The sequence below is a fragment of the Inquilinus limosus DSM 16000 genome, assembly GCF_000423185.1.
Taxonomy (GTDB): Bacteria; Pseudomonadota; Alphaproteobacteria; order DSM-16000; family Inquilinaceae; genus Inquilinus; species Inquilinus limosus.
In genome coordinates, this window is sequence record NZ_AUHM01000006.1 from 59,206 (window position 1) to 81,314 (window position 22,109).

Annotated in this window: 20 protein-coding genes; 7 read left to right on the forward strand and 13 right to left on the reverse strand. The window is 69.9% G+C overall.

Going from position 1 to position 22,109, the window contains the following annotated elements; all coding sequences use genetic code 11:
• Nucleotides 1-5: 5 nt before the first annotated feature.
• From G537_RS0109460 to G537_RS0109490, 7 genes are all read right to left on the reverse strand, one after another.
• Entirely contained in the window at nucleotides 6-1,154 is a 1,149-nt protein-coding gene (locus G537_RS0109460; RefSeq protein ID WP_026869912.1) for a mandelate racemase family protein, read from the reverse strand.
• A complete protein-coding gene (locus G537_RS37180; protein ID WP_064742101.1) occupies nucleotides 1,151-2,005 on the reverse strand; it encodes an ABC transporter ATP-binding protein in 855 nt (284 codons plus the stop codon). The genes G537_RS0109460 and G537_RS37180 overlap by 4 nt, the downstream gene beginning before the upstream one ends.
• Before the next feature lie 10 nt (nucleotides 2,006-2,015).
• A complete protein-coding gene (locus G537_RS0109470) occupies nucleotides 2,016-2,855 on the reverse strand; it encodes an ABC transporter ATP-binding protein (RefSeq protein ID WP_026869913.1) in 840 nt (279 codons plus the stop codon).
• A gap of 1 nt (nucleotide 2,856) precedes the next feature.
• Nucleotides 2,857-3,783: an ABC transporter permease gene (locus G537_RS0109475; RefSeq protein ID WP_026869914.1), complete on the reverse strand. Its 927-nt coding sequence runs from the start codon at nucleotides 3,781-3,783 to the stop codon at nucleotides 2,857-2,859.
• Nucleotides 3,783-4,826, reverse strand: a complete 1,044-nt coding sequence (locus G537_RS0109480; protein ID WP_026869915.1) for an ABC transporter permease — start codon at nucleotides 4,824-4,826, stop codon at nucleotides 3,783-3,785. Before G537_RS0109480 ends, G537_RS0109475 begins: the two co-directional genes overlap by 1 nt.
• Before the next feature lie 34 nt (nucleotides 4,827-4,860).
• Nucleotides 4,861-6,474 (reverse strand): ABC transporter substrate-binding protein, encoded by a 1,614-nt coding sequence (locus tag G537_RS0109485; RefSeq protein ID WP_081688712.1) that lies wholly within the window; start codon nucleotides 6,472-6,474, stop codon nucleotides 4,861-4,863.
• Between the two features lie 357 nt (nucleotides 6,475-6,831).
• Nucleotides 6,832-7,521 (reverse strand): GntR family transcriptional regulator, encoded by a 690-nt coding sequence (locus tag G537_RS0109490; protein ID WP_162146096.1) that lies wholly within the window; start codon nucleotides 7,519-7,521, stop codon nucleotides 6,832-6,834.
• A 176-nt stretch (nucleotides 7,522-7,697) separates the two neighbouring features.
• Between G537_RS0109490 and G537_RS0109495 the strand changes: the two genes are divergently transcribed.
• The 4 genes from G537_RS0109495 to G537_RS0109510 are packed head-to-tail and all read left to right on the forward strand — an operon-like array spanning nucleotide 7,698 to nucleotide 12,887.
• Nucleotides 7,698-8,843, forward strand: coding sequence for an ABC transporter substrate-binding protein (locus tag G537_RS0109495; protein ID WP_026869918.1), 1,146 nt, complete (start codon nucleotides 7,698-7,700; stop codon nucleotides 8,841-8,843).
• Between the two features lie 8 nt (nucleotides 8,844-8,851).
• Entirely contained in the window at nucleotides 8,852-10,597 is a 1,746-nt protein-coding gene (locus tag G537_RS0109500; protein ID WP_155888561.1) for an ABC transporter permease, read from the forward strand.
• A 21-nt stretch (nucleotides 10,598-10,618) separates the two neighbouring features.
• Nucleotides 10,619-11,698, forward strand: a complete 1,080-nt coding sequence (locus G537_RS0109505) for an ABC transporter ATP-binding protein (protein WP_026869920.1) — start codon at nucleotides 10,619-10,621, stop codon at nucleotides 11,696-11,698.
• A 31-nt stretch (nucleotides 11,699-11,729) separates the two neighbouring features.
• A complete protein-coding gene (locus tag G537_RS0109510) occupies nucleotides 11,730-12,887 on the forward strand; it encodes a mandelate racemase/muconate lactonizing enzyme family protein (RefSeq protein ID WP_026869921.1) in 1,158 nt (385 codons plus the stop codon).
• A gap of 302 nt (nucleotides 12,888-13,189) precedes the next feature.
• On the opposite strand, the gene G537_RS37185 is transcribed toward G537_RS0109510, so the two are convergent.
• Nucleotides 13,190-13,729 (reverse strand): Ros/MucR family transcriptional regulator, encoded by a 540-nt coding sequence (locus G537_RS37185; RefSeq protein WP_034851199.1) that lies wholly within the window; start codon nucleotides 13,727-13,729, stop codon nucleotides 13,190-13,192.
• Between the two features lie 510 nt (nucleotides 13,730-14,239).
• On the opposite strand from G537_RS37185, the gene fliK reads away from it, so the two are divergent.
• Entirely contained in the window at nucleotides 14,240-15,445 is a 1,206-nt protein-coding gene (gene fliK / locus G537_RS0109520; protein ID WP_026869922.1) for a flagellar hook-length control protein FliK, read from the forward strand.
• 36 nt (nucleotides 15,446-15,481) lie between these two features.
• Nucleotides 15,482-16,126 carry a flagellar hook assembly protein FlgD gene (locus G537_RS0109525; RefSeq protein WP_026869923.1) on the forward strand — a complete coding sequence of 215 codons (645 nt, stop codon included), beginning with the start codon at nucleotides 15,482-15,484 and terminating at the stop codon, nucleotides 16,124-16,126.
• Nucleotides 16,127-16,132: 6 nt separating this feature from the next.
• Here G537_RS0109525 and G537_RS0109530 read toward each other — a convergent pair whose 3' ends face one another.
• Genes G537_RS0109530 through flgF form a run of 5 tightly spaced genes read right to left on the reverse strand, consistent with a single transcriptional unit; the run spans nucleotide 16,133 to nucleotide 19,539 of the window.
• Nucleotides 16,133-16,612 (reverse strand): flagellar basal body-associated FliL family protein, encoded by a 480-nt coding sequence (locus G537_RS0109530; RefSeq protein ID WP_026869924.1) that lies wholly within the window; start codon nucleotides 16,610-16,612, stop codon nucleotides 16,133-16,135.
• Complete coding sequence (gene flgH / locus G537_RS0109535) at nucleotides 16,612-17,340, reverse strand: flagellar basal body L-ring protein FlgH (RefSeq protein ID WP_026869925.1); 729 nt, start codon at nucleotides 17,338-17,340, stop codon at nucleotides 16,612-16,614. Before flgH ends, G537_RS0109530 begins: the two co-directional genes overlap by 1 nt.
• Entirely contained in the window at nucleotides 17,337-18,002 is a 666-nt protein-coding gene (gene flgA, locus G537_RS41980; RefSeq protein WP_051248245.1) for a flagellar basal body P-ring formation chaperone FlgA, read from the reverse strand. Before flgA ends, flgH begins: the two co-directional genes overlap by 4 nt.
• Complete coding sequence (gene flgG / locus G537_RS0109545; protein WP_026869926.1) at nucleotides 17,999-18,784, reverse strand: flagellar basal-body rod protein FlgG; 786 nt, start codon at nucleotides 18,782-18,784, stop codon at nucleotides 17,999-18,001. The genes flgA and flgG overlap by 4 nt, the downstream gene beginning before the upstream one ends.
• A 23-nt stretch (nucleotides 18,785-18,807) precedes the next feature.
• Nucleotides 18,808-19,539: a flagellar basal-body rod protein FlgF gene (flgF, locus tag G537_RS0109550; protein ID WP_026869927.1), complete on the reverse strand. Its 732-nt coding sequence runs from the start codon at nucleotides 19,537-19,539 to the stop codon at nucleotides 18,808-18,810.
• Between the two features lie 140 nt (nucleotides 19,540-19,679).
• On the opposite strand from flgF, the gene G537_RS0109555 reads away from it, so the two are divergent.
• Entirely contained in the window at nucleotides 19,680-21,968 is a 2,289-nt protein-coding gene (locus tag G537_RS0109555) for a hypothetical protein (protein ID WP_026869928.1), read from the forward strand.
• Nucleotides 21,969-22,109: the final 141 nt, after the last annotated feature.

The window sequence follows — 22,109 nt, forward strand, 5'->3', positions numbered from 1 at the left end:
GAGGATCAGCGCACCAGGTTGTCGTTGATGTATTCGAGGTTGATGTCGGCCCCGAGGCCCGGCTGCTGCGACAGGACCACGAAGCCGTCCTGGTCCATCGGATCCACAGGCGCGTTGAGGTATTCCGGCACGCGGTCGTAGTCGAGGAGCGGGTGCAGCAGGCCGCGCTCGTACCAGACGCAGTTCTTGATGCAGCCGATGACGGTCAGGTTGCCGACGCCGCTGCCATGGATCTCGCAATCCATGTTGAAGGCCTCGGCGAGGTGGGCGACCTTCAGGCTCGGCATGATCCCGCCGACATCGAACACGCCGGTGCGCATGATGTCGCAAGCGCCGGCCTTGGCCCATTCGGCGCGGACCATGTGCTTGCCCATGGCCACTTCCGGGCCGAGGACCGGGATGTCGAGATTGCCGGCGAGCCAGGCGTAGGAGCTCATGCTGGCCTCGTCCATCGGCTCCTCGTACCAGGCGAAATCGAGCTTCTGCAGCTCGCGGCCGAGATAGAGCGCATCGGACCGGCTGTACCAGTGATAGGCGTCCAGCATCAGGGCGATGCCGGGCCCGACCGCCTCGCGCACGGCCGCGCAGGCTGCGACGTCGCGCCTCGGGTCGGGCGCGGCCGCGCCGTCGGGCATCCAGGTGTGCAGCTTGATGCCCTTGTAGCCCCGCCGGACCAGCGCCTCGGCGAAGCGGGCGTAATCCTCGGGGGAGGAGAGGCCGCCCGGGATGTCGTCGCCCACCATGGTGCTGCCATAGGCGGGCGCCTTGTCGCGATAGCTGCCGATCAGCCGGTGCACCGGCAGGCCGAGCTTGCGCCCTGCCAGGTCCCACAAGGCCAGCTCGACCGCGCACAGCGCCCGGTCGGTCAGCTGCTCGGCGCTGCCGCGCTGCCGCAACAGCAGCTCCTGCCACAGCCGCTCGCGCTCAAAGGGATGCTGGCCGAGGAGGACCGGCTTGTAGAGCTTCTCCACCACATAGGGCCGGATCACCTCGGGGTTGTAGATGCAGTGGCCCTCGGTGCCGTCGTCGCAATGGACGGTCAGCAGCCCGCTCCGCGTCTCGGTCTCCTTGCCGGGATGGGCATGGCCGGCCTTGTCGCGTGCGATCTGGGTCTTGTGGACGAATACGCGCACGGTCACGTCGACGATCTTCACGGGCGTCCTCCATCGGGGCGGATTGCGGCGAGGTCCAGGGGCGTGTCGGGCGGCTGTTCGGGCTGAAGACCGGCGCCGTCGGACCGCGCCAGCCGGCGCGCGAGCGACCGGTCGTAGCGCCGGCTGGCCTCGATCAGGATCTGCGTGTAGGGATGCTGCGCCCGGCCCTCGGCGAGATCGGCGCTGGTCAGCGTCTCCAGGATGCGGCCGTGCTGCATCACCGCGAAGCGGCTGCACATATGTGCGACCACGCCGAGATCGTGGCTGACCAGGATGTAGGTCAGCTGCTTCTGCGCCCTGACATCGGCGAAGAGATTCAAAATCTCAGCCTGCACCGAGACGTCGAGCGCCGAGGTCGGCTCGTCGAGCAGCAGCAGTCGCGGCTCCAGGATCAGCGCCCGGGCGATGGCGACGCGCTGGCGCTGGCCGCCCGAGAGCTGGTGCGGATAGCGGTAGCGCAGCTGCGGCGCAAGGCCGACGTCGCGCAGCGCCTGGTCGATGCGGTCGCGCACATCGCCGATGCCGTGGATGACCAGCGGCTCGGCCAGCGTGGTGTTGACCGTGCGGCGCGGATGCAGCGAGCCGTAGGGGTCCTGGAACACCATCTGGACCAGGCGCGAGCGGGCCTTGCGGTCTGCCGCCGTTTCGCCGTCGAGCCGGACGGCGCCGGTCCAGTGCCGGTGGAGCCCGGCGATGCAGCGCAGGATGGTGGACTTGCCCGACCCGCTCTCACCGACCAGGCCGAACACCTCGCCGCGCTCCACCGCGAAGCTGATGCCGTCGAGCACCCGCAGGGCGTAGGACCCGCTGCCGAAGGCGAGGCTGAGATCGTCGACGGTCAGGATCGCCATGGCCGCCTCCTCACCCCTGGGCCCAGGCGGGATCGCGCACCATCACCGGCAGCCGGTCGCGGCGCTGGTCGATGCGGGGCAGGGCGTCGAGAAGCCCGCGGCTGTAAGGGTGCCGGACGGTGTCGAGCTCGGCCGCGGGGACGGATTCGACGATGCGGCCGGCATACATGATCAGCACCCGGTCGCAGAAGGAGCGGACCAGGTTGAGGTCGTGGCTGATGAAGATCAGGCCGATGCCGCGCTCGCTGACCAGGTCGTCGAGGATGGCCAGGACCTGGAGCCGCACCGTGACGTCGAGGGCGGAGGTCGGCTCGTCGGCGATGATCAGGTCCGGCTCGGGGATCAGCATCATCGCGATCATCACGCGCTGGCCCATGCCGCCCGAGACCTGGTGTGGATACTGGCCGTAGACATGCCCGGGGTTGCGGATGCGCACCGCTTCCAGCATCGCCAGCGCCCGGTCGCGGGCCTCGGCGCGCGAGGCCTTGCGGTGCCGGCGATAGGCCTCGGCGATCTGCTCGCCCACGGTCATGACCGGGTCGAGCGCGAATTTCGGGTCCTGCAGGATCATCGAGATGCGCCGGCCGCGGATGTCGAGCATCTGCCGCTCGCCGGCCTGCAGCAGGTCGATGCCGCGGAAGTCGAACCGCCGGGCGGTCATCTGCGCGAAGCGCGGATGGAGCCGCAGGATGGACCGGCCGATGGTCGACTTGCCGGAACCGGACTCCCCCACGATCCCCAGCTTCTCGCGCCCGACGGTGAAGGAGACGCCGCGGACCGCATCGACCAGGCCGCGCGGGGTGGAGAAGCGGACCCGGAGGTCCTCGACGGTGAGCAGGGGCTCGGCCATCTCAATCCTGCCTGGGGTCGAGGACATCGCGCAGCCCGTCGCCGAAGAGGTTGAAGGCGAGGCTGACGATCAGGATGGCCATGCCGGGCATGGTGATGACCCACCAGTGGTCGAGCATGAAGCGGCGGCCGGTGGAGGTCATGGCGCCCCATTCGGGCGTCGGCGGCTGGGCGCCGAGGCCGAGGAAACCCAGGCCCGCCGCGGTCAGGATGACGCCCGCCATGTTCAGCGTGACCCGGACGATCAGGGACGGCAGGCACAGCGGCATGACGTGGCGGGTGATGATGCGCAGCGCCGACGCGCCCTGCAGCTTCGCCGCGGCGATGAAGTCGCTGCCGGCGATGGTCAGGGCTTCGGCCCGCGCGAGGCGCGCGATCGGCGGCCAGGCGGTGAGGGTGATGGCCAGCACCGCATGGTCGAGGCCGGGCCCCAGCGCCGCGGCGAAGGCCAGCGTCAGCACCAGGCCCGGGAAGGACAGGAACAGGTCGGTCAGGCGCATCAGCACCGTGTCGGCGAGGCCGCCGAGATAGCCGGCGGTGGCGCCGACGGCGAGGCCGATCGGCCCGACGGTGATGAAGACCAGGGCGACGATGTAGAGCGTGACGCGCGAGCCGTAGACGATGCGGCTGAAGATGTCGCGGCCAATCTCGTCCGTCCCGAACCAATGGGCGGAAGAGGGCGGGCGCAGCGCGTTGCCGAGATCCTGCGCCAGCGGATCATGGGTGGCGAGCCACGGCGCGAAGATGGCGACGAGGCAGAGCAGGACGATGATGGCGAGGCCGATCGCGGCGAGGGGATTGGCGAAGAAGCGCAGGGCGGTGGCGTAGAGCTCGTGCAGCATCGCCTCGCCGGGCGAGCGGGGCTCGCGCGCCATATAGGTCCTGAGGCCCCTCGCGGGCGGCGCGGCATCGGCGGGCAGGTCGGCCATCAGCGGGTCCTCGGGTCGAAGACGCGGTACAGCAGGTCGCTCAGGACGTTGAGGCTGATGAAGATCAGCCCGACGATCAGCACGCAGACCATCACAGCGTTCATGTCGCCGAGCAGGAGATTGTTGGTGAGGTACTGGCCGAAGCCCGGCCAGGCGAACACCGTCTCCACCAGCACGGCGCCTTCCAGCAGGTTGCCGTAGGTGAGGGCGATGATGGTGACGAGCTGGACCCGGATGTTGCGGAACGCATGGCGCCAGATCACGTCGCGGCGGGGCAGGCCCTTCACGCGCACGGCGATGATGTATTCCTGCGACAGCTGCTCCAGCATGAAGCTGCGGGTCATGCGGCTGAGATAGGCCATCGAGGAATAGGCGAGAACGGAGGCCGGCAACGCGATGTGGCGCACCGCGCTCCAGAACACCTCGGTGTCGCCGGCGATCAGGGAATCGACGAGGAGCAGCCCGGTCCTGACCGGCACGATGCCCTCGTAGAAGACCTCGACGCGGCCGCCACCGCCGACCCAGCCGAGCTGGGCATAGAACAGCAGCAGCCCCATCATGCCGAGCCAGAAGATCGGCACGGAATGGCCGAGCAGGGTGATGACGCGGACGATATGGTCGGTGGGGCGGCCGCGGCGGCTGGCGGCGAGCACGCCGAGCGGGACGCCGATGCCGGCGCCGAGCAGGATGCTGACCGTCGCCAGCTCGATGGTCGCCGGGAAGACGCGGATGACGTCGTCGATCACCCGGTGGCCGGTCAGCAGCGCCACGCCGAAATCGCCGCTGAAGATCTGCCGCAGATAGTACCAGAGCTGCACATGCAGCGGCTGGTCGAGGCCGAGCTTCTGGTACATCGCCTGATACGCGGCCTGGTCGGCATCGGCGCCGACCAGCCTCGCCACCGGATCGACCGGCATGACCCGGCCGATCAGGAAGGTGAGAATCAGGAGCCCGAGCAGGGTGACCACGACCGCGAGGGCCTGGTCGAACCACGGGCGCGACGGCCTGCCGCGTCCGAGCCATCCTGACAGCTGTGACAGCACGCTTCCCGCTCCCCGGAACGATGGGACCGTCCGGCTATCGCGCCTTCGTCACCTCGCGATACCGGGTGGTCCAGGCATAGTGGTAGACGTAGCCCTTCACGTCCGCGCGCGTGACGACGGAGTCCAGGGCCTGGGAAAACGGCTGGATCGACGGCACCACGTCTTCGGCATAGAGCTGGATCTCCTCGTACATCTTCTTCTGCTTGTCCGGGTCAGGCTCGAGGAGCGCGGCGTCGATCAACTGGTTCAGCTTCTCGTCGTAGAAGGCGGTGCGCCAGCCCTGGAACGAGGTCAGCTTGGCCTCGTCTCGGTTGTCGGGGTTGTAGAGCTGGTTGCGCAGATTCGAATGCGGATGCGGGTCGGTGCCCCCGCCGCCGCGGCCGACAAGCAGGTCGAACTTGCGCTCGCGCATGGCGCCGTACACGGCGTCGCCGTTGCCCGAGATGATCTCCGCCTTGATGCCGGCCTGGGCCAGCGTGCCCTGGATCGAGGTGGCGGCGTCGATGAAAGGCGGGTCCGACAGCACCCGCAGCGTGGTCGAAAAGCCGTCCGGATAGCCCGCTTCCGCCAGAAGCTTCTTGGCCTGGTCCACGTCGAGCTTGTAGCCCGGGTCGGGCAGCGACCCCGGCAGCCCGATCTGAATCGGACGCTGGTGATAGAAGCCGTAGAACGGCATGATCGTCTTGTTGATGCCGTCGTAATCGATCAGGTATCGCAGCGCGAGGCGGACATTCTTCTTGGCGAACTTCTCGTCCTTCATGTTGACGGCGAGGTAGTACATGTTGCCGCCCGGCGCCGAGTTGATGACGACGTCCTTGTTGTTCTTCAGCGCCTCCATGTCGGCCACCGACAGGTTCATCGCGATGTCGATGTCGCCGCGCTCGATGGCCAGGCGTTGCGTCTGCGGCTCCGGCATGTGGCGGTAGATCACGCGCCGCATCTTCGCCGGCTCGCGCCAGTAGCCGTCGAAGCGCTCGAGCATGATGATGTTGTTCGGCTGCCAGTTGCGCAGGGTGTAGGGGCCCGAGCCGGCGTCGTTCGTCGCGAGCCAGGCCTGGCCGAGATCGCCGTCCTTCTCGTGCTCCATCACGAGCTTGCTGTCGAGCACCATGCCGGCGGTGTTGTGCGCGACGGTGTAGAGCACCAGCGTCGGATCGGTCCGCTGCGGGATCCTGATCACGACGGTCTCGTCGTCCGGCGCCGTCACGGTCTCGGCGACGTTGTCGGCGGTGAAACCGGAGATCTTCCAGTTCGAGCCCTGCGTCGACTGGGTCTTCAGCGCCCGCGTCACCGACCAGACGAAGTCCCTGGCCGTCAGCGGGTTGCCGGAATGGAACCTCACCCCCTTGCGCAGCTTGAAGGTGATGGTCTGCCCGTCCTCGCTCACCGTCCAGCTTTCCGCCAGGCCCGGCAGCAGCTTGCCGCGCTCGCGCGGGTCGGAATCGATCAGCGAGTCGTAGACGTTGGCCAGCACCTCGAGCGACTCCCGGCCGGTCTGGAAGGGCGGGTCGAGCGCCAGGATGTTCGTCATGCTGAGCCCAACGACGATCTGGTCGTCCGGCGTGGCGGCGTCGCCCCGGCCGACCGGCCAGGCGATGATGGCGAGCGCGAACAGTCCGGCGCCGATGGCGCGGAAAATTGCGGTCATCCTGTTCCTCCCTACGCGCGCCCGTCCGGTTCTCCCGCGGCGCATTTCTTATCGTTCGGCAGAAACTTAAATGATGTCATATAACTTAAGCCGGCCATTGTCACGCCTCTTCTGCGCGATCGGACCAGTCCCTGCACGGCATGATCTCCGGCCGGCCTCATCTCTTCTGCTCGGGCCGGGTATCGGGATTCGGCTCCGGTTTCCGTAACATCTTGTTGAAAAAAAGAATTTCAGGACACGCCGCGAGCGGCGGGTGCCGCGCCGGCTCGGTTCGTCAGGCTTCTGGTGCGTGCCGGGGCGATTGCTCACAAAGTTATCATATAACTTTGTGACAAAGGCGATGCGACCGTCGGGGTCTCACGGATCCTGCGGAAACGCGCCGGTCTTCGCCATGCGGGTCAGCAGCCGGTCCCGGGCCGCGCTGACATGATCGAAGACGGCCTGTCCCGCCGCCGCCGGGTCGCGGGCCTCGAAGGCCAGGATCATCTTTTCGTGCTCGGCGACGACCGCGTCGTAGACGTCGGGGGTGTAGCCGCCGAGGCTGTCCGCCACCGTCCGCACGACCCGCGTGCGCCCTTCGAGTATGGCCTCGGCCTCCGGGTTCCGCGCGATGCCGTAGATGCGCTTGTGGAAGATGATGTTCTCCCGCGACGCCACCATCGGCTTCCCCGACCGGATCCGGACGCTCAGATCCTCATGCAGCCGCCGCAGCGTGGCGATGTCGGCGTCGGACGCGAACTCGACGGCGCGATGGGCGAGCATGGATTCGATCCCGACCCGGATGTCGTAGATGTTGCGGATATAGCCTTCGGTGATGGCTTCGATCCGGAAGCCGCGATGGGCGAGCGAGATCAGGATCCCTTCGCCCTCGAGCTGGCGCAGCGCCTCGCGGATCGGCATGTGGCTGACGGCGTAGCGCGAGGTCAGCGCCTCGATCGTCAGATGCGTTCCCGGCACGAACTGCCCCGACACCAGGTCGCCGATGATGGCGCGCTTCACCCTGAGATAGGTCGGCTCGTTCAGCGGTGCCTCGGGAGCCGGGCTCACCCACGGGTCCGCAATCTTCTCCTGCGCCATTCGTCCGCCACACGTCCTGATGCCTTGCCTCGCGAGAGTATCGCGGCTGCAGCGTTGACGCGCAAATACATTTGCGCAAATGTACGATTGACAATGAGGAGATGCCGTTAAGCATTCCTCGACCAAGAATACCTGGGAGGAGCGTCATGGCCGGTTTCGACGATCGTTCGCGCTTCGGTTCGCAGGGCGCCTGGTCGCGCCGCCGGGTGCTGCAGGGCGGTGCGCTGGCCGGGCTGGGGGCCATCGGCCTGTCCGCCCTGGGCCGGTCGGGATTCGCGCAAGGCGCGGAGCCGGATGCCGGGCTGGTCGCCGCGGCCAAGGCCGAGGGCACGCTGACCTACTATCACACCACCGCGATCGACCCGACCGCGGTCTGGACGAAGGTCTTCACCGACACCTACGGGATCACGACGCAGAACGTCCGCGGCCCCAGCTACCCGCTGTTCGAGCGCTGGCTGACGGAGGAGCGCGTCGGGCAGCACATCGCCGACCTCGTCCAGATCACCGACACCGTCCTGATCGAATCCGCCCATGAGGAGGGGCTGGTCGCGGACTATGCCCCGGCCTCGGCGGCCGGCATCCGCCCGGAGATGAAGAAGGACGGCGTCTGGTACACGATCTTCGTGAACGCCATGGGGATCGCCTGGAATTCCACCAAGATCACGCCGGAGGAGGACAAGCTGATCCGCGAGGGCGGCTGGAGCGTCCTGACCGATCCGCGCTGGGCCGGGCGCTTCGCGACCGGGACCCCGGCCTCCGGCGGCAGCAGCTACTCCTATGTCTACATGTTCCTGGGCGGGAAGCGTGACCAGTTCGGGCCGGACTTCCTGGCGAAGATGGCGGCGCTGAAGCCGCAGGTCTATGAGAGCAAGTCGCCGATGTACGACCGTCTCGCCGCGGGCGAGCATGCGATCGTCGACCAGGCCTCGCAGAGCGACATGGGCGGCCTCTACCTCAAAGGCGCGCCGATCCGCTGGGTGTTCCCGAAGCCGACCCCGGCCAACCTGACCGTCCAGGCGATCTCCGCCCAGGCGCCGCATCCGAACGCGGCCCGGCTGTTCCAGCACTGGGCGGCGAGCGCCGAAGGGCAGGCGGCCTGGTTCAAGGTCGCCGGCGTCGCCTCGGCCCGGGACGACACGGTCGACCCCCGCAAGGCGGCGAAGGCCGACTGGTACAAGGAGGACTGGTACGCCGATCCCGCGGATCTCTATATCGACTACCTGCACGACGCCGGCTATGTCGACCCGGCGAAGCCGATCATCGCCGAGTGGAACCAGATCTTCGGCCGCTGAGGCGCGCGGTGACCGTCTCCACGACCGTATCCGCATCGAGGACGGAGGACCGCCCGGCCGGCACCGCCGCGATGCGCCGGCGCCGGCGCGGCCTGGCGCTGCCGCTGGTTCTCGGCCTCCTTCTCGCCGTGCTGGTCCTGGTGCCGATCGTGCTGATGTTCGTCGGCGCGGTGCGGACCGGAACCTTCGTCGATCCGCGGGCTCAGTTCTCGCTGCGCAGCCTCGCCGCGGTCTACACGACGCTGCCTTACCTCAAGACCCTCGCGGTCACCATCGGGGCGTCGCTGCTGGTGTCCCTGGTCGCCTGCGTCATCGGTATCGCCCTGGCCTGGCTGCTGGCCCGGACCGACCTGCCTGCCCGAGGGCTGCTGGAGAGCGCGGTGATCGCGCCGCTCTACCTGTCGCCCTTCGTCGGGGCGCTGGCTTGGCTGGTCCTGGCATCGCCGAATGCCGGCCTCCTGAACGTGCTGGCCCACGACCTGCTGGGCACCACCGGTCCGGTGGTCAATGTCATGACGGCCGGCGGGGTGATCCTGGTCATGGCCCTGTACAACGTGCCCTACGCCTACATGACCGTCTCGGCGGCGCTGAAGGGCATGGACCCGTCGATGGAGGAGGCGTCCCGCCTCAACGGGGCGGGCACGCTGGCGACGGCGCTGAAGATCACCTTCCCGGTCGTCCGCCCGTCGATCGTCTCGGCCTTCTTCTTCGTCTTCGTGCTGACCTGCGGCACCTTCTCGATCCCGGCGGCCCTCGGCGGCACGCAGGCGATGCCGTTCCTGGCGGTCGACATCTACCGGGCGGTCGCGACCTTCCCGCTGGACTACGCCCGGGCGGCCGCGATCGGTACGCTGCTGTTCTGGATCTCGCTGATCGGCGTCTTCTTCTATCGCTTCGCTTCCCGAGCCGCGACGCGCTTCGTCACGGTCACAGCCCGCGGCTACCGCACCCGCCTGGTCAAGCTGCGCGGCTGGCGGCTGCCGGCGATTCTGATGATCCTCCTCTATGTGACGCTCGCGATCGTGCTGCCCTATCTGGCCCTGCTCTACGTCGCCTTCACCAGCTTCAGCTCGTCGTCGATCCTCGACGCGACCTTCACCCTGGCGAATGTCTGGTCGGTGCTCGGCTCGGTCGCCGTGCGCCAGTCGATCGGCAACACGCTGCTGGTCGGGATTCTGTCCCCGACGCTGTGCGTGCTGCTCGGCACCGTCATCGCCTATGCGGTGCGGCGCCTGCATGTGCGCGGCGGCGGCATCCTCGACGCCATCGCCATGTTCCCGATCGCCGTCCCCGGCATCGTCTTCGGCACCGGCATCTTCTGGACCTATCTGCTGACGCCGGCCTACGGGACGATCTGGATCCTGGTGATCGCCTTCGTCGCCTCCTACATCCCCTTCGCCTACCGCATGGTCGACACCTCGATCCTGCAGATCGACAAGGCGCTGGAGGAGGCGTCGTCCGTCTGCGGTGCGTCGCATTGGCGGACGGCCCGGCTGGTGACGCTGCAGCTGATCCGGCCCGGCGTCCTGGCCGCGTGGATCCTGGTCTTCATCTTCTCGGTCCGCGAGATCAGCGCGGCGATCCTGCTGGCGTCGCCGAGCAACAAGGTCCTGTCGGTGATGTCCTGGGACTATCTCGAATTCGGCAACGTACAGAACGCCGCCATCGTCGGCCTGCTGCAGACGGTCCTGCTGATCGCAGGCATCGCCGTCGGCCGATACGTCCTCAGGGTCAGGTTGTCCCAGGCGGTCTGAACGGCGGCCGGAAGGAGCGTCATGGCCAAGCTCAGCGTGGAAGACCTCGTCGTCGCCTATGGCAGCGTCACGGCGGTGCGCAACCTCTCCTTCACCGTGGAGGACGGCGAGTTCGTCTCGCTGCTCGGCCCCAGCGGATGCGGCAAGACGACGACGCTGCGCTGCATCGCCGGCCTCGAAGGCTCCTCGGCGGGCACGATCCGGATCGGCGGCGAGGTGGTGGCGGCGGACGGCCGCGACGTGCCGCCGGAGAAGCGCGGCATCAACATGGTGTTCCAGTCCTACGCCGTCTGGCCCCACATGACGGTCTTCGAGAACGTCGCCTATGGCTTACGGACGCGGCGCGAGCCCGCCGCGACGGTCGAGGTCAAGGTCGGCGAGGCGCTGAAGACCGTCGGCCTCGACGGCTTCGCCGCGCGGTACGGCACCGAGCTCAGCGGCGGACAGCAGCAGCGGGTCGCCCTGGCACGCGCCGTCGTCACCTCGCCGCGCCTGCTGCTGTTCGACGAGCCGCTGAGCAATCTCGACGCCGGGCTGCGCGACCGCATGCGCTTCGAGCTGGTCGAGCTGCAGCGGCGGCTCGGCCAGACCTCGCTCTACGTCACGCACGACCAGTCGGAGGCGATGCTGATGAGCGACCGGATCATCCTGATGAAGGACGGCGAGATGGTGCAGTCCGGCAGCCCGCGGGATCTCTACGACCGGCCGGCCAGCCGCTTCGCCGCCGAGTTCATCGGCAACGCCAACATCCTGGCCGCCAGCATCGTCCGGTCCGCGGGGGATGGGCGTGCGCTCGTCGCCCTCGACGGCGGCCCGGTGATCGAAGGGCAGTTCCCGCGGCCCGAATCTGTCCAACTGTCGGGGCCGATCCTGGCCTGCATCCGGGCCGAGAGCATCCAGCGGGTGCGGGACGGGGAGGACGGCGGCTTCGACGCCGAGGTCGCGTCCGTCGGTTTCCTCGGGCCGGTCGTCACCTGCCTGCTGCGCGTCGGCGGCCTCGCGCTCCGCGCCGAGCTGCCGGCCCGGGCCGCGCCGTCCCCCGGCGAGACCATCCGCATCCGGGTCGAGCCGGACGCCGCCATCCTGATCCCGAACGGCTAGGCGCCGTTAACCTTTCCTGAAGGACAGAGACATGCGCATCGACAGCGTCGAGACCATCCTGGTGGACCGGTACCTGTTCGTCGAGATCCGGACGGACAACGGGCTGGTGGGGCTCGGCGAAGGCGGGGCCTGGGGCTTCCATGAGGCAACCGCCGGCGCGGTCCTCCGCTTCAAGGACTATCTGCTCGGGCAGGATCCGCTGCGGATCGAGCATCACTGGCAGTACATGTACCGCTGGGCCCATTTCCGCGGCTCGGCGGTGATGGCGGCGATCAGCGCCATCGACATCGCCCTGTGGGACATCGCCGGCAAGCATTTCGAGGCGCCGGTGCACGCCCTGCTCGGCGGCAAGGTGCGGGACAGGGCGCGCGCCTACTACCACGTGTTCGGCGAGACCAAGGAGGATCTGTTCGCCGGCGTGGAGGAGGCCAAGAGGATGGGCTTCACCGCCGTCGGCCACCTGACGCCGTTCCTCGACAGCCGGCGGGAGGTTCCCTACTTCCAGACCCATGCCGAGAAGATCGCCGATGCGATCGATACGGTGCAGGAGTACCGGCGGATCGCCGGGCGGGGCATGGACCTCTGCATCGAGATCCACCGCCGGATGACGCCGTTCGAGGCCGTCCAGCTGGGGCGGGGTATCGAGCCCTTCCATCCGCTGTTCATCGAGGATCCGATCACGCCGGACAACCTCGACGAGATGGCCTATGTCGCCGACAAGATCTCGATCCCGATCGCCACGGGCGAGCGCATGACCTCGCTGTGGGAGTTCCAGATGCTGCTGGCCCGCAACGCGGTGCAGATGGTGCGGCCGGATGTCTGCATCGTCGGCGGCATCTCGGGGGCGCGGAAAATCGCGGCGCTGGCCGAGGCGTCGCACGCCGGCGTCGTGCCGCACAACCCGTTGAGCGCGGTATCGACGGCGGCCTGCCTGCAGATCGCGGCGACGGCGCCGAACTTCGTGCTGCAGGAATTCCCGAACGACACCTGGGACGTCACCGACAAGCGGCCGGACTCGGACAGTTTCCTGGTCGGCGCCGCGCGGCACGACGGTGAAGGCTTCCTGACGATCAGCGACGAGCCGGGGATCGGCGTCTCGCTTCGCCCCGACGCGGCCGAGAAGTTCCCCTACCGGCCCCGCAAGATCCACACCCGCCTGCACAAGGACGGCTCCGTCGTCGACCAGTAGAGGACGCGTGGTAGGGACTAACGGGGATCAGCCGTCGATCGACGCATTTGGGCGTAGCTCGTTGCGCATCCCCGCTTTGAACCTGCGCCGGTCGAGATCTCGAAGGGGAAGGGCCGCCGAGCGCCACCACGGGCGAAACGCAATATCGGTCGCGACAGCGGCCCAGAACCAGGCCCGCCGATCCCGGCGCCGCTGCGTTCCGCCCGGGCGTTGCTGGCGTGCATCGCTGTCGGCAATACCCGATCCTGCCCTGTCTCGGCCCGACGATATCAGTCTGGTCGCGGTCGCCCGAGCGGAAGGACTCAGGCGCTGGCCCGGGACCGGCGCTTTCCGCTGCGGCGGCGAAGTTGGCTGGTCCCCAGCCCCTGGGCCTTGGCGTAGACCGATTTCGACCGGGCGTAGTTCGGCGCGACCATCGGGTAGTCGGGCGGCAGGTTCCATTTGGCGCGATACTGCTCCGGCGTCATGCCGTAGGTGGCGCGCAGCCAGCGCTTCATCATCTTGAAGGGACGGCCATCCTCCAGGCAGATGATGTAGTCCGGCGTCACCGATTCCGAGATCGGCACGGCCGGGACGGGGCCGGGCGAGGCCGCCGCATGGGGCGCGGCCGGTGCGCCTGCCTCGGGCATGGCCGGCCCGCCTTCGGCCGTGGGCGCAGCCGCGTCGGCGTCCAAGATGGCCGGATCCCGCGGGGCCGACGCGTTGCGGGCTTCGATCAGGGACAGATGCACGCTTCGAATGAGATCCGGCAGGCTCTCGCTGTCCACGGCATTGTGGGAGACGTGGGCAACGATGATTTCCTTGGTGAATTTCAGGATCTCGTTCTCGCTCAGCGTCGACATCGCGCTTTCCTCTAACGTCCGTGCTGTTCCCCCACTTGCCGGCCGCTGCGGGCGACCGCTGCCGCCCCAAGACTGCTCTCGTGCTGGCAACTGCTACAAGCAAGAACAGGCCGTAAGGTTCCGAGGGATTCAGAAAAAAGTTTTCGGTCCCGTGGCTCTTTCCTTCGATCGGATGACCCCTCGGAATATAATCCGGGCCGTGTATGTTTGTTGCTCAGGATGGTTTGGTTCCTTGCCCATCTTCGCGGCCTGGAGCAATATCGACAATCTGCGGTCTGGATCATTCGAGCGAATCCTGCATCGCGTCGATCTATATCGAATCGGCATAAGTCGGTATGGCCGAGAATGCCGCAGGATCGGCAAGGAACGATGGAAGACCCGGCGAGGCGATCCCGGAGCCCATGCCGGCATGTACGATCCGCGCTTCGTGCCGGTCGCCCGGCCGTAACCGGATCTTAGGAATCCTCGGTCTAAGATGACCGCCGTCCTTCCGCCAACCTGATCGGATGCATGGTCACGAGCCTCATTCCCATCCTGATCGGCCGCGCGGCGCCCGAGGACGCCGGAGGCCAGTCGGGGCGGCGCGGGAGCGGGACGTTCTTTTCTTCGCTGATCGAGCTCGACGCCGGATGCCCGTCGGTGCCTGATCCGGCGTCCGAGGCCGGATACGGGGCCCTGCCGATCGCGGTTCCGCTTTTTCCTTGGCCGAGTCCGATGAATCCTGAACCCGGCCGCCCGGCGGTCGAGGTGATGGCGGCCGCCGATCCGGACGGCGTCGAAGCCGCCGCGATGCCGCGGGCCATGCCTCCGATCCCTCTTTCCCGGGCCGTCCTGTCTTCCGTGCCGCGCGACGCCGCCGGCGCGCCGCTCGATGCCGCCGCGACGACCCCGGCCGAAGCGGCGAGTCCCTATGCGCCGGCATTGCGGCAGTCGCTGCTGCGGGCTCCGGCGGCGCCGGTCGCTGCCGCGATCACGCCCGCCCAGGCGGCATCGGCGGCGGAGGAACCGCTGCCCGTTCCGCCGTTGCAGGCGACGGACGAACGCCCTCTCGTCGACACCCGGGCTGCAGCAGGCCCCGCGAGCCCCTCCTGGCTCATGGTCGAGGGCAGGGCGGCGAAGCGGGCGCCGCCGGCCGCCCTCGATGCGGTCCGTCCTGTTTCCGCGACGAACCGGCGCCTTCCGGCGTCGATCGAGGAAAGCCGCCCGCCGGTATGGCCGGCGGATCCCGTGTCCGGCCCCCGTCCGGCCCCGGCCGACGCCGCGGCGCCTGCTCGTCCGGCCCAGGCGCCCGAGCAGCGCGCGGCGACCGCCGCCGTCCAGATCGCAGCGTCGATCGCCAGGGGCATGCACGGGGCGCCGCCGCGCCTGGTGGTCGAGCTGGTGCCGCGGGAGCTGGGGCGGGTCGAGATCACGCTCGATGTCGAGAAGCGCGGTGGCCGGGCCCGGATCACCGCCGAGCGGCGCGACACGCTGGACCTGCTGATGACCGAAGCCCGGATGCTGGAGAAGGCGCTGAACGATGCCGGCGTCGATCTGGGCCGGCGCGGCATCGAGTTCGCGCTGCGCGGGGACGGCGGGCGCGACCGAGAGCCGCCGTCGCCGCAAACCCCGCCCGGGCGGGCGGAGGAGGCGGGGGCCGGCTCCCGGCCCGAAGCGGCCTCCCCTCCGGAGCCCGGACTGCCGCTCTCGCGGTCGGGCCTCGACATCCTGGTGTGAGCCGCCGCCACACCGCATTTGCAAAGGAGCCGCGCGATGGCGGTCGATCCCGTCAGCAGCACCCAGTCCACCACGCCGCAGACCGCGACGGACTACCAGACCTTCCTCAAGCTGTTGACGGCGCAGCTGAAGAACCAGGATCCGCTGGCGCCGATGGACGCGACCCAGTTCGTCAGCCAGCTCGCCACCTTCAGCCAGGTCGAGCAGCTGGTCAGCGCCAACAAGGGGCTGACGCAGCTGGTCGACGCCACCACGGCCAACACCAACCGGCTGGACCTGGCCTATCTCGGCCGCAGCGTCGAGGCGCAGACCGACCGCTTCTCCTTCGACGGCAGCAGCGCTGCGCTGGCGTATGCGGTGGGCAAGGACGCGAAGTCGGTCGAGATCCAGATCAAGTCGCCGGACGGCACGGTGATTCGGCACATCGCCGGCGACACCGCCGAGGGCCGGCACGAGATCGCCTGGGACGGCGCCCGGGACGACGGCGGCAAGGCGCCGGCCGGGGCCTATCTGGTCGAGGCCGTGGCCAAGAGCGAGGCGGGCGACGCCGTCGATGCCGCCGTGGTGGTCACCGACACGGTCAAGGAGGTGATCTTCTCGCCCGACGCCGGCAGCGCCGTGCTGCTGCTGAAGGGCGGCGGCCAAGTGCGCTCGGCCGACGTGCTGAAGGTCTCGGGATAGCGGGAGCTATCCGGCCGGGGCCGGCAGGCGGCGGAGGATGTCGAGCGCGGCCCGCGTCACCCACGGCCCGCCGAGGTTGCGGTTGACCAGCAGGCGCAGCTCCGCTTCCGCCCGGGCGGTGCGCAGCTCGACACCGTCGAACCAGCCGGGGGAGAGCGCGAGGATCGCCTCGACCGCCGCGTCCTTGACGTGCGGCAGATGGCCCGCCACGGCGTCGGCGCCGGCCTGGTCCGCCGCCTCCAGGCCGAGCCGCACCATCAGATAGCCGCGGCGGCCATCGGCGCCGGCCGGCTCCGGCACGACGAACTCTCCGGCGTCGATCCGCCCCGGCGGCCCGGCATGCTCCGCCGGGGCGGCGCCGCCGAGCGGGGAAGCGGCGTGCCACCACCAGCCGGCCCCGATGCCCAGGAAGAAGGCGCCCGCCAGGGCGAAGCCCTTGGCCTGGCGCCGGGCGCCCGGCGTCACGAGGCGGTCGGCGACCCCCATCAGAACGGCATCACCAGGTCGTAGATCTCCTGCCCGTAGCGCGGCCGGGACACGTCGGTCAGGGTGCCGCGCCCGCCATAGGAGATCCGCGCCTCCGCGACATGCTCGTAGCCGATGGTGTTGGTGGCGGTGATGTCCTGCGGCCGGATCACCCCGGCGATCCGCAGCTCGCGCAGCTCGGAATTCACCCGGATCTCCTGCCGTCCGACGATCGCCAGCGTGCCGTTCGGCAGCACATCGGTGACGATCGCCGCCAGCTTCAGCCGGATCTGCTCGTTGCGGTTCACTTGGCCGGTGCCGGTGGTCCGCGAATCGGTGCTGACCCCGACCAGCTTGTCGGCCTCGACGCCGCTGCCGAAGATGTCGTCGAACAGCGTCTCCAGGCCGAAGAAATGGGCGAATCCGGCCGACTCGCTGGCCTGGTGCTGGCGCTGGGTGTCGTTGCGCAGCTTGGCCTCGTCGCGGATGTCGATCAGCACGGTCAGGATGTCGCCGACGCGCGAGGCGCGCTGGTCGCCGAAGAAGCTGGTCGCGCCCGTCCGCCAGATCGAGTTGGGCAGCTGCCGCACCGCCGTCGGCGACGGCATCGGCAGCGAGACCAGGCGCGATTCCGGCATGTTCGAACGGTCGCCGATGCCGCTCATCTCGGGCTCCTGGCCAATTTCGCCCAGCCGGGTGCAGCCGGCGAGGGCGAGGAGGACGAGGGCGGTTGCGGGGCGGGCTCTCATGGCGCGACGGTGACCCGGCCTTCGGCGTCGGCGACGGCGTCGATCGGCGTGCCGCCGCCCGACAGCGCCACCCGCACCATGGCGCCGGCCGCCGCATCGCCCAGCGCCTTGCCGCGCGCGGTGATGGCGAGGCCGCCCTTGCGGTAGGAGATCGTCACCTCCTGGTTGCGCCGGATCACCAGCGGGTCGCCCAGCGACGCGGCCGGGATCGCGCGGCCCGGCGTCAGGGCCCGGCGCGCCTCCTTGCCGACGGCGAGGCCCGGATCGGTCAGCACCCCGTCCAGCCGGGCCGAGGGCACGCGCAGCGAGGTCAGGTCGTCCGCCGCGATGGTCTCGCCGGCGGTGATGCGCCGGGCCGGCACCGGGATCTCCTCCTCCATCCGGGCCACGCCCTGCACCCGGGCCAGCCGCTTGCCGAAGGCCAGCACCGCGTCGAAGCCGCCGGAGCGGGGGTCCCACAGGATGGTCTCGACCCTGTCGGCCTCGACCGGCGCCTGGGTGGAGAAGCGCACCGTCATCTCGCCGAGGCCGCCGGCCTCGTCCGGCCAGCGCGCGACGACGGCCTGGGCGATCAGCGCCTTCGGATCGGCGGCGAGGGCCGGGGCGGGGAGGGCGAAGAGAGCGAGGGCCGCCAGCAGGGCGGAGCGGAAGCGCCGGGTCATCGCATCGTGGTCGCGGTCTGCGACATCTGGTCGGCGGCCTGGACGACCTTGGAGTTCATCTCATAGGCGCGCTGCGCGGTGATCAGCGCCGTCATCTCGTCGACGACGTTGACGTTCGAGGCTTCGACATAGCCCTGGCGCAGCGTGGCGAAACCGTCGGTGCCGGGCACGCCGCCCTGCGGCTGGCCGGAGGCCGGCGTCTCGCGGAACAGGTTGTCGCCCAGAGCCTCCAGCCCGGCCTCGTTGACGAAATTGGCGAGCTCGAGCTGACCCAGCATCTGCGGGTCGGTCTGGCCGTCGACATAGGCCATGACCTCGCCCGACCGGTTGATGACGATGTCGCGCGCATTGTCCGGGATGACGATGCCCGGCGAGACCTCGTAGCCGTCGACGGTGACGATCTGGCCCTCCGCCGATTTCTGCAGGTTGCCGGCACGGGTGTAGGCCTCGGTGCCGTCCGGCAGGGTCACCACCAGATAGCCGCGGCCCTCCAGCGCCACATCCAGCTTGTTGTTGGTCAGGGTCAGCGTGCCCTGGGTGTTGATCCGGGTCACCGCCGCCGGCTTGACGCCGAGGCCCAGCTCCACCCCCGCGGGCACGATGGTGCCGGCGTCGGACGACATCGACCCCTGGCGCCGCTGGCTCTGATAGATCAGGTCCTGGAACTCCGCCCGGGCGCGCTTGAAGCCGGTGGTGCTCATATTGGCGATGTTGTTGGCGATCACCTCGACATTCAGCTGCTGCGCCGCCATGCCGGTCGCCGCGATGCCCAGGACCTTCATCTCGTTCTCCCCTCTGTCCGGCGTCAGGCCACGCGGCCGAGGCGCGAGACGGCGTCGCGGATCAGCCCGTCGGCGGTGGTGTCGATGCGGTCGGCCCGCTCATAGGCCCGGGTCGCGTCCATCATCCGGGTCATCTCCAGGATGGCGTTGACGTTCGACTCCTCGACCATGCCCTGCTCGACCTTGGCGGCCGGGTTCGGCACCGGCGCGGCGCCGTCCTGCGCGGTGAACAGCAGCCCCTCCCTCTTGTTCAGCGCCCGCGGGTCGTCGAATGACCAGACGCCGAGCCGGGCGATCTGCTGCCGGTCGGCGGTGATCGAGCCGTCGCCGGCGATCTGGATCCACTGCGCGTCGTCCGGGATGGCGATGGGCTGGCCGCCGTCGTCGGTGATCGGATGGCCGGAGAGGGTGACCAGCCGCCCCTCCGGATCGCGCGCCAGCCGGCCGTCGCGGGTGTAGGCGGGACCGTCCGGCGTGTCGACGCGGAAGAAGCCGGCGCCGGAGATGGCGACATCGAGCGGGTTGTCGGTGCGCCTGAACCCGCCTTCCGAGAAGTCGGTATAGGTGCTGCGGTCCAGCACGAAGGCGACCCGGCCCTCCTCGCCCCGGCGGGTCTGCGCCAGGGCGGTGTCGAACAGCATCCGGTCGGCCTTGAAGCCGACGGTGCTCATATTCGCCAGGTTGTTGCCCACCACCTCGAGCTGCCGGCGCAGCGCGACTTCGGCCGACAATCCGACATAGGTGACGTTTTCCATGGCCCCGCGGTCGCGAATTCGGTGTACTGAGTTCTGACGAATTCTTGAAACAGGTTCAAGGCATCGTTTAAGTGCTTTTGAATCCTAAGCGGCGATCCTTAAGAATTGGTTTCGCCGTGCCGCTGATCGGGAGTTGCCGCGTGCGAGGGAAGACCGGCCTGGCCATCGCCCTGGGGGCGCCGATCGCGCTGGCGGTCATGCCGGCGGGCGCGGCCGTGCCGGTGCGGGTCAGCTTCGGCGACCATGCCGATTTCTCCCGCGTGGCGGTGCGGCCGGGCGCGGCGGCGGTGACGGCCGAGCACGACCGGGCGCATTGCGCCGTCGTGCTGCGCGGCGCGGACACCTCCTGGCAGGGCGATCTGGCGGCCGCGGCGCGGCTCCCCTCCCGCCGGCTGGCCGGGGCGGCCGTCGATGCCGAAGGCCGGCTGGTCCTTTCAGTGTCCTGCACCGCCGAGATGAAGACCCGGCGGGAGGGCGGGCTGCTGCTGCTCGACATCGCCGCCGGGCCGGGCGGCGTGTTCCCGATCCCGCCATTGCCGGTACGCCGCCCGGGCGATGCCCCGGCCGTCGCGGATGCGGCACCACCGCCGCCTGCAGATCCCGCGGCGGCCGCTGCATCGGCGGGCGAACCCGGCGACGACACGGCCCGCATCCAGGCCGCGGTCCGGCAGGCCGTGGCCGTGGTCGATGCCGACCCGCCCGCCGCGCCGCCCGTTCCGGCGGAGGTCCCGGTTCCGCAGGACCAGGCACCGGCCGTGGCGCCGACGCCGGCCGCCATGCCAGGACTTCCGGTGCCTGCTCCGGCCCCGGTCGAGGCGAAGGCGAGCCTGGCCGGAGTCCCGGCGATGGAGCCAGCAGTCTGGCGAGGATCGAGCTATGCGGAGCGGCGCCATGCCGTGCTGCAGGGCGTGATCGACGAGGACGCGCTGATCGATGCCGCCCGATTCCACTTCGCCTGGGGCGAATGGGCCGGGGCGCGGGAGGCCGCCTCCGCCGCGGCGGCGTTCGAAGGGCCGCGGCGGGGGGAGGCGCTGCTGCTGGACGAGGCGGCCGCCCTGGCCGGCGAGCTGCCGCCCCCGGCATCGTCGATGCTCGACACCGGGCCGAGGGACCATCCCGACTGGGCCCCCTTCGCCGTGCTCTCCTGGCTGGCCGGGGGCGAACCGACGATCGATCGCGACGACATCGCCCGCGGCCTCGACCGGATCCGGGCCTATGGTCCCGATCTGGAAGCGGCGCTGCTGCCGCGCCTGGCCGAGGCGGCGATCCGCGGCCTGGACGGCGATCTCGCCCGCGCCGCGCTCAACCGGCTGCAGCCGATGGCGGCGCAGGGCCGGGTCGACCCGGCGGCGCTGCCCTATCTGCGCGGCCTGCTGGCGCTGGCCGGCCGGCAGCCGGCGGAGAAGGATTTTGTCGCCGCCGCGCACCTGCCCGGCCCCTGGGCGGCGCGGGCGCGCCTGCAGCTGGTCGAGGACGGGCTGCGCACCGGCAGCATGACGCCCGACGATGCGGCCGCTGCCCTGGCCGGCCTTGCCGCCGACTGGCGCGGCGATGGGATCGAGGAGCGGGTTCAGCGCCTGCGTCTCGATCTCGCCGGCCGCCGGCGCGACCCGGGGCAGGAGCTGTCGGCCCTGTCGCGGCTGGCGGTTCTGGCCGGCGACGAGGCGCAGGCCCTCGAGTGGCGCCGGCGTTTCGAGGCCGCGCTCGACGCCGCCTATGACCGGGCCGAGCGGCGGGATCTGCCACCGGCCGTCCTGGTCGCGGTCCACGCCCGCTTCGCCCCCGAGGGCGACCCGGCGGCGCTCGGCGCCCGGACCCTGCGCTACGCCCGGATCCTGCAGGGGGCGGGGCTGAGCCTGGCGGCGCAGGACGCGATGCGCGCGGCGGTCTCCCTCGGGGCGCCGGATGCTTCGGCGGCCCTGGCCGCCTCCTATCTCGACCAGGGCGATGGCCAGCGGGCGCTGCAGAGCCTGGACGGCGCTGCCGGCGACGCCGTGCCGGCGCTGCGGGCCCGCGTCCTGGCCGGCCTCGACGACCGGGCCGCGGCGCTGAGGGCGATCGAGGGGCGGCAGGATCCGGACTCGGCCCGCATCCGCGCCGGCATCCTGTTCGCCGCCGGCGACTGGCCCAGCGCCCGGGCCGCCTTCGACGTGATCGAGGCCGGCGGCGGGAGCCTGTCGCCGGCCGAGCGGATGCGCCGGGCTGCCGCGGCGCTGCGGGCGGGCGACGCCGCGGCCGCCGACGCTCTGGGACACCGCCTCGGCGGCGCGGCGGCGCGGCTGCTGTCCGGCGCCCGGTCCGAACCGGTCTCGATCACGGCCGACCGCAAGGCGGGGCTGGCGGCGCTGCAGGAGGCGGGCCGGGTGCTGGCGACCTTCGACGATGTGTTCGGCCCCGACAAGGCGGGGGCGGCCGATGCGGGCGGCTGATCGGGTTAACGATCGGATTCACGGATCTCATCCACACGCTCGCGGCGACCTGTTCGTTGCCTCTCCCGCTTGCGGGAGAGGTCGGGCTCGAAAGCCTGCCGTCGGCGTCACCGGTCAAGGTGCGGGGATCGAGGGGCGGCA